Source organism: Schaedlerella sp., from assembly GCF_056796775.1.
The window spans coordinates 22,720-30,669 of sequence record NZ_JBQIKP010000052.1 but is presented as its reverse complement, the minus strand read 5'-3'; the positions used below and the strand labels follow the sequence as shown (position 1 = coordinate 30,669).

Annotated in this window: 5 protein-coding genes and 2 pseudogenes; 3 read left to right on the top strand and 4 right to left on the bottom strand. The window is 41.4% G+C overall.

Annotation, left to right across the window (positions count from 1 at the left end; genetic code table 11):
* Positions 1–1,473: 1,473 nt before the first annotated feature.
* Positions 1,474–1,872: a helix-turn-helix domain-containing protein gene (locus tag ACTOY7_RS18060; protein ID WP_482672236.1), complete on the top strand. Its 399-nt coding sequence runs from the start codon at positions 1,474–1,476 to the stop codon at positions 1,870–1,872.
* A 145-nt stretch (positions 1,873–2,017) separates the two neighbouring features.
* Here the strand turns inward: ACTOY7_RS18060 and ACTOY7_RS18055 are convergent, their stop codons facing one another.
* The 4 genes from ACTOY7_RS18055 to ACTOY7_RS18040 all read right to left on the bottom strand — a co-directional run bounded on the left by ACTOY7_RS18055 (position 2,018) and on the right by ACTOY7_RS18040 (position 5,244).
* The gene (locus ACTOY7_RS18055; RefSeq protein WP_482671388.1) at positions 2,018–2,587 is read right to left on the bottom strand and encodes a recombinase family protein; all 570 of its coding nucleotides are present in this window, start codon (positions 2,585–2,587) and stop codon (positions 2,018–2,020) included.
* A 194-nt stretch (positions 2,588–2,781) separates the two neighbouring features.
* Positions 2,782–4,002 carry a tyrosine-type recombinase/integrase gene (locus tag ACTOY7_RS18050; RefSeq protein WP_482671389.1) on the bottom strand — a complete coding sequence of 407 codons (1,221 nt, stop codon included), beginning with the start codon at positions 4,000–4,002 and terminating at the stop codon, positions 2,782–2,784.
* Between the two features lie 204 nt (positions 4,003–4,206).
* Positions 4,207–4,749, bottom strand: a complete 543-nt coding sequence (locus ACTOY7_RS18045) for an NADH peroxidase (RefSeq protein ID WP_016298041.1) — start codon at positions 4,747–4,749, stop codon at positions 4,207–4,209.
* A 90-nt stretch (positions 4,750–4,839) separates the two neighbouring features.
* Positions 4,840–5,244 (bottom strand): Fur family transcriptional regulator, encoded by a 405-nt coding sequence (locus tag ACTOY7_RS18040; protein WP_160280940.1) that lies wholly within the window; start codon positions 5,242–5,244, stop codon positions 4,840–4,842.
* Between the two features lie 312 nt (positions 5,245–5,556).
* Between ACTOY7_RS18040 and ACTOY7_RS18035 the strand changes: the two are divergent.
* Positions 5,557–6,171, top strand: a pseudogene (locus ACTOY7_RS18035) (SH3 domain-containing protein); the annotation flags it as partial.
* A gap of 639 nt (positions 6,172–6,810) precedes the next feature.
* Positions 6,811–7,215 (top strand): annotated as a pseudogene (locus ACTOY7_RS18030) (C40 family peptidase); the annotation flags it as partial.
* Positions 7,216–7,950 lie beyond the last annotated feature (735 nt).

The following is a 7,950-nucleotide window of genomic DNA, read 5'->3' as shown; positions in this document are numbered from 1 at the left end:
GCAGCATAGTGTTCCAAAAGGCTGTTCTTTGATAATTGAATCATTGCCAGATATTGAATTTTCAAGGTGCATAGCTAAAATCTATGTGCGAAGTTTGAGTTTGTATAAACGAATTGCGGCAAAACCTTTGTCAGAGTAAGCCGTAGTAAACCAATAGTAACGATAGTATCTTAGTTTTAAAGAACGAATGATTTCATTAAATGTGTCTCTTGAAAACCTTTTTGATAATTCAAATGTATGTACCATTTTCTTTTCCTCTGTAAGAGTATAGAATAATCATATCACATATGATTAAATAAAGCACGTATTATTCTGACTAGATGTCTATTGAAACCAACCGTATCTTAAGTGGTCTAACGACCAGTAAACCCAGTATTTATAAGGCTTTCAGGACATGCATCCCCTCTACACCCCTGCCTGACCGCCTAACGGCATATCTATAGTATATCCTGCCTGCTAATGCTTATTGTGCTGGATTTACTATGCTATGTCTTACATGTATAGGTGTTGTGACTGTATATCTTTTAAAGGCATTGTAGACTGCTGTAATCTGGAATCTACTCTATCTGGCATGAAATGGGAACAAGAACAATGAGACTTTTTATGTCGGTTGTATCTGGATACTGCTCAAATTCAGATGTCGATTAAACAGACATCCGAACTACTATGGAAAATAACGCCGCTAATAACGATTGTGCGGTAACAGGCAAAATAGCAGGAGTGCGCACTTTAAAATACGCTAAAACTGTTATGTGCTATAAAATAGTCCTATCAATCATGGACTGCTTTATCTGACTGTTATTTTAAATTAGAAATCGGCTGAGGGTTCAGCCAATTGATAAATACTGTTGCAAATAGCAGAAAATACAATCGGCTGAGGGTTCAGTCAATTGATAAGAGCTGTTACAAATTAATACAATAGCTTACAAATAAGAAGAGGTACGCCGCTAAAACATACCCCTTGTAGGGTTATATTACATTTTTATTTCATTACTAATTTTATTATACTTATTAAGTAGATACTTAGCCGCTACCCGTTTGTAATCTTAAAATCCTATTTTATCCAAAATGGTGTTTGCCATGATGGCGTATTCATGCCATAAATAAAAATATCCTGCTTGTCCATTTTTTCATTCATTCTGTCATAATACCAAAGACAGAAATTATAAGGCATATACCATAAATTACTAAATTATTGTCACAAGATGTCATGATATTGTATTGTTTTCCCATGTTTGTGTTCCTATCTTTTCTTTAGAATATAAATATTACGTGGCTTTAATCGAAAATCTGTTCTGTTCTCATTTTTGTACATTTATCCTTTATATATAAATGTAACAATATGCGATACTTGGTATTCTACAACATAATTCTTATTTTGTTAATACCAAACACATACTTTTTTATAATTGATACAATATGAAAATAAAACGAGGTGAATATATGCCGCAAAATAGAATCAGCTAAAAACTCTTGGAACTTCGGCAACAGCATAATTTGACACAGAAGCAATTATGTGAGAATTTAAACATAAGTCGTTCAGTTTATTCATATTTTGAATGTGGTCGAAGGATACCCGATATAGATACTCTTTTAATGTTTGCAGAATACTATAAGGTTTCATTAGATGAATTGGTGGTCGGTTCTTCTACTGAAATAGATACTTCTGTTAAAGATACTTCTGCCTATGATTTAGGGATTGCCCTTGTGCGTCACCTTCAATCAAAGCATATTCCGATTGAGAACATTATGAAGTTGTCAAAAGCGGATTTTGATTTTTTAACTGATTACAAGAAACTGACAGCGGAAAATCAGGCAGAACTGAACTATTTAATGAATACTGTTTTGATTTGTTTTCGGGCAAAAAAATAGAGCCTGTTTTTCGACTGGCTCTAAAGTCGTTGAAGATTGTCAGCCGCATAGAGAGGGTGCGGTATACAACTCCATTTCGTTTTTAAAGGTATTGAGTAGGTGACCTCGGAAAAATTATATAAAAATTTCTCCTATACTGACGTTTCTATGCAACTGTACGTTTTCTTTTTTCTCGAATGAGTGTTGATTTACTGATTCCAGTAAGTTCTTCTACTTGATTATAAGAATGGTTTTCCAGTAACTCCAAAGCATGATTGATTTTCTTACTGCTGTACTTCGGCGGTCTGCCATCCCTGAAATCTTCTCTTTGCTTGGCGATAGCCTTACCGCCCTGTGTACGCTCAATAATCATGGCTCTTTCAAACTCTGCAAATGCTAACAGGTTTGTGACTATCAGCCGCCCCATAGGAGTATTTTCAATTAACCCCATATTCAGGATATGTATTTTTACGCCCTTATTCATAAGGCGGTCGATATACTCTAATCCCTCTTTTGTAGAACGGCAGAAGCGGTCTAACTTGGTTACAATGACATAATCATTTTCCTGTGCCTGTTCTAATATCTTATTGAATAGTGGTCGTTCCTTTGCTCCTGAATAACTCTCAACAACAACTTCAGCGTCAGCATAAAGATTCAGAATTGCTGTAGACTGTTCCTCAATACTGTTTCCGTCTAACTGTCCTTTGGTGCTTACTCGTGCATATCCGTATTTCATGATGTATCGCTCCTTTGCTTGATTTAGTTGTGGTACTTTTGACCATAAGAAATGACACCGCTCTAAGCCGCATTATTTCGTTGCCAGTGAAACGGTGTCAAAACTTTTAAGTTATGACTATATGTCTGTCGAAACTATCCGTAAAATGGCATAAAAAAAGAACGGTACAAACCGCTCCAACCCTTGCTATTACGCTATTTCATACTATTTAAGTTAGCTCTCAAAATGTCTACACCCTGCTTAGAATTACCCAGATAATACTTCTGTGTAACATTGCTTGAAGCGTGCCCCATTTGATTACATAAGATGTGCATGGGCGTATTCATCAAAGCAAGCCTTGTTCCGTAAGTGTGTCTTAGATAATGATATTTAAAAATAATATCGTACTGTGCTTTTATCTTCTGTGTATGGTACTTCATGGAATTGACTGTCTGTATCTTTCCCTCATCTAATGAATTGACAAGTTCCAGACTGGATATCTTCTCCTTTCCCATATCAGAAAGCATTGTCTGATTCTGCTCCCTCTGCTCTGCCAACTCTACCATGATTTTATCTCTGCGCCGCTTTACAGATAGAAGATACTCCTTTAGCGGTGTAGACATGACAATATCACGTCTGGCATTTCTGGTCTTTAAAGATACTAACTTGATTACGCCGTTCTGGTACTGCATTTGTCGGTCTATCTTGATAATATCCTTGTCAAAATCAACATTGCACCATTTTAATCCATAACATTCATTGATACGTAAGCCGCAATACTTCCCCAACATGAAAGCTGTTTCAGCATTGGTATCTTTGAAGTATCCCGACAGTGTTATCATCTGTTCATCCGAAAAGGTGACAATATCGGTATCTTCATCAATTTTCATTTTTGGCATATGGATTTTGGTGTCCTTATTCTTACAGAGTTTGTCGTACTGCTCTGCATTTAGATAATTACGTGAATAGGCTTGACCGAAGATAAGATAAAATACCTTTAGAAATGATTCTGTATAGCTGTACGCTCTGTTTTCTGTGTAATACAGTTCTGCAAGATAATCATTGATTTCAGCGACAGAAATATCATCTACATAGCGTTTACCGAACTTAGACTTGATATGGTTATTCCATAGGCTGTCTTGTTTAACGATAGTAGCATACGCCTTTCCTGCTCTCCCAAACTCACAATATTCATCATAGACCTCACTGACCTTTTTTCTTGGTCGTTTTACTTGTGGAGCGGCAGCACTAACTTTTTCATTCACAATTGCTTGCTGACGTGCTTTTACGGCAGAAGTCTTTGTTTTGAATGGATTACCAAATTCATCTGTTCGGCGGCGTTTTTCTTTTGTTGTACCGTCAATGTTGATTTTGAAGCGGTAAGCCCAATAACCATTATCCAATTGATAAACACCGCTGTCTTTCTTGTTGCTCATGTTAATTTCCTCCTTTAATGAATGGGGGAAATAAGGTAGGATTTAGGGTATCCACTTTATGGAAATTGTAGAAGTGAAATAAGAAGAAGGGTATCCACTTTTTTACCACTTTTGGTATGGGAATCCCTTGTTTTAAAGCAAAAAAGAGGACAGACAACAACCTGTCCATCCTCTTAAAAAGCCTTATATTACGCCGTTTCCATCTTAGCCGAAGTATCTCTTCAACAGACCCTCAAACGCTTTTCCATGTCTTGCTTCATCTCTTGCCATCTCGTGAACGGTATCATGGATCGCATCCAGGTTCGCGGCCTTCGCTCTCTTAGCAAGGTCAAACTTACCAGCGGTAGCGCCGTTCTCAGCGTCAACTCTCATCTCCAGGTTCTTCTTGGTGCTGTCAGTTACAACCTCGCCTAACAGTTCAGCAAACTTCGCCGCATGCTCCGCTTCCTCGTAAGCAGCCTTCTCCCAGTACAGGCCGATCTCCGGATAACCCTCTCTGTGAGCAACTCTTGCCATTGCAAGATACATACCAACCTCAGAGCACTCACCCTCGAAGTTCGCCCTCAGATCCTTGATGATATCCTCGCTTACGCCCTGCGCAACACCTACTACGTGCTCAGCAGCCCATTCTCTCTCGCCTGCCTGCTCTTTGAACTTCTCAGCGCCAACGCCGCATACCGGACATTTTTCCGGTGCAGAATCTCCCTCATGAACATAACCACATACTGTACAAACAAATTTTTTCATTTTTAAAAATCTCCTTTTCTTAGAAAATGTTTTTCGCCGTTTGCGGCGTACCGCAGTCTATACGCTGCGAACTTGGAATCCTCATTTCTTTCAGATCCCCTGTGACACTTCAGAGCAGTCACCGCATGTCCCATAAAAAATGGTGTTGCTGGATTCTATCAGGCCGTCAAAGTTCTCTGCGGCCGATTGATTCAGCCTGGTAATCTCTGCCATGTCCAGATCCAGATCCAGGATCCGTCTGCAGCATGTGCAGAAAAAATGATTGTGCGGCTGGATAAAGCCATCAAACCTGTCAATCCCGTCAGGGGAAGAGATCTTGACCGCCTCCCCGATCTCGGTCAGCAGCTTCAGATTCCGATATACGGTTCCGAGGCTGATATTGGGAAAATCCTCCCTCACATGCTGGTAAACAATATCAGCGGAGGGGTGCTCGTTGGTTGACAACAGGTAATTCTTGATGGACTCTCGCTGCCGGCTGTACTTTAACGCTGCCAAAAAAATCCTCCTTTAAAATTAATAATAGTAATAATTACTACAATTAAGACTATAAATCATTTTTCTCAAAAAGTCAATGGGTAAATTGAAAGTTTTTGAAATTTGTTTTCTGACAAAATATTAGCTGAAAATGTATATAATATAGAAGGAATTGTTATAATATGTCAGAGTTTGCATATGAAAAGTCTGTAAAAAAGATTGACATGCAATTGATATACTGTTACAATAACATCGTAACAAAATTTAACATTTGTGTAACATTTAGAACTTCCTACAAAAGATAAAGTCATAGATTTCTTAAGGAGGTTTTATATGAAGGTAACACATGTGAGGCGAAAAGTGATGCTTTCTGCGCTGGCAGGAGCCATCATGATTCCGGGGAGTGTGATCCGGGCGAAAGCGGCTGACAGCAAGACAGAGAGTACGTCGCCGGTGCCCGTCGCAGGAATCGAATCTGTGCTGACAGAGTGCCTTGAGACAAATGTGAAAGACAACATTGATCTGTATTTGATCCCAACAAAAGAGGGCGAGTATTTAAACCGGGCATTTTCTAATGTAAAAGATTTTTCTTACGTTAGGAATGCCCCCAACGAGGAAAGCGAATGGACAGGTAAGCTCTACGACGATTCCACAGTCACCGTTCTGGAATACAAGGGGGATTGGACGAAGATCCGTTCCGGGAACGTACAGGGCTATGTACCTGCCGATGCGCTATATACAGGAGATGAAGCAAAAAAACATGCAAAAGACTACGAGACAGATGTGGTGACAGTCCTGGCAGACGTTCTTAATGTACGCAGCGGCCAGGGGACAGAAAATGAGATTTTGGCACAGGTGATGTTCCGACAGCAGTATGAGGCAACCGGTGAACCGGTAAATGGCTGGTATCCGGTGAAGGTCGATGGATTCGACGGCTGGGTCTGCGGGGAATATGTGGAAGCCGAGACCACATTTTCCTATGCGGAGTCAAAGGAAGAGGAAGAACAGCGCCTGGCATTGGGAGAAACAGATCCGCAGGTCCGGGGAACCATAAGGACCGCGCGTACAGGCGGCGCCGCCGGGAACCGGACACAGCGGAATGGAACTGCCGAAACCCGGACGCAGGGCAACGGTACAGACACACGCTATTCAGGAAGCGGAGCTCAGGCAGGAAACGCGGCTGGGGCACAGTCGAACGAGACCCAGGCGAATGGTGCTGCCCAGTCAGGCAGCGAAGCCGGAATCCAGACAAACGGAGCATCCGGAGCGCAGAGCGGCAATGAAGCCGGAATCCAGGCAAACGGAGCATCCGGAGCGCAGAGCGGCAATGAAGCCGGAATTCAGGCGAACGGAGTATCCGGAGTGCAGAGCGGCAATGAGGCCGGAATCCAGGCGAACGGAGCATCCGGAGCGCAGAGAGGCAGTGAAAATGGAATTCAGGCGAATGAAACAGCCGGGACCCAGGCGAACGGAGCACAGACAGACAGCGCAGCCGGCGGAGTCAGCGTAGACAGTATGGGAAGACCCCAGTTCGACGGAAATGGAATGCAGGGTCAGGGAACAGACGAAACCCGCGGTCAGGTGGATGAGACACAGCAGGCGGACGGCGCGGCCGAGGCGCAGGAAGCTGAAGTTGTTGATTCCCAGCAATATGCCGGACAGGCAGTCATCGACTTTGCCTGCCAGTTCATTGGAAATCCCTATGTATGGGGAGGCACCAGCCTGACAAACGGAGCTGATTGCTCCGGGTTTGTACAGTCCGTATATGCGAATTTCGGAATATCCCTTCCGCGAACCACCTACGATATGGTAAACGTAGGGTACGAAGTCACCTACGATCAGGCTCTTCCGGGAGATTTGGTATTATATGACGGACACGTAGGGCTGTATATGGGTGACGGAACGATCGTAAACGCAATGAACGAGGCCCAGGGCATCGGAATCTGCACCGCCACTTATGCTCCGATCGTTACAATCCGTCGTGTTCTGTAGCAGAAGGGGCGAAATTGGGAAGCGGGACCGCTGCCTGTCGGTCAGCCGGAGAGCAGCATAGAATTGTGTCGAAAAGGTTGGGAAAGATATCTGACAAATTAACAGATATCTTTCCTTTTTTTTCTTGCTTCGATCCGTAGACACAGGATGATTGAGAACCCAGTATCTTTCATAAGAAACTTTTTAGAATACCTGAGTATGCAGAAACGTTTCCCAAAAGCTTTCGTTTCGGACTGCTGCGCTTTTGTCAGGAAAAAGACGATACTGAATACATATTTTATCCCTGTTTTTTAAATAGACAGGCAATTTAGACTAAGGCCAGCCCCCTGTTCGCCTGGAAAAATGCGAAAATTGTAGATATATGATATACAAAATGCACAAAAATGTAAAATATTGTCGAATACAGAAAAATAGGAGTTTTCAACTTATCCACACTCGAATCACTAAAAAACGTGGAAAAACATAGAATTGTGAAAAGTTATCCACATTATCCACATAGAATTACCCCTTTTATGTGAATTACTTTGCTGCAAAAAAGAACGAACGTTTTGGTGAGTTATGATGAAATTAGGAATTTGTCGAAAAAAAGAGAAAAATATGTTGACTTTTAAGTAGTCAAAAAAGTTTTTAGAGCGGAAAAACAATTCTGAAAATTTGATGAAAAAAATCTTCCTATAAAAAGATTTTTCCCATAAAAATATGCACAGCGGTTGATAATTTAGGAATTTGGGATTA

What these genes read in the sequence shown, in the direction of transcription:
- ACTOY7_RS18055 (WP_482671388.1), bottom strand. Translation starts at nt 2,587, where the DNA reads ATGAAATACGGATATGCACGAGTAAGCACCAAAGGACAGTTAGACGGA.
- ACTOY7_RS18050 (WP_482671389.1), bottom strand. Translation starts at nt 4,002, where the DNA reads ATGAGCAACAAGAAAGACAGCGGTGTTTATCAATTGGATAATGGTTAT.
- ACTOY7_RS18045 (WP_016298041.1), bottom strand. Translation starts at nt 4,749, where the DNA reads ATGAAAAAATTTGTTTGTACAGTATGTGGTTATGTTCATGAGGGAGAT.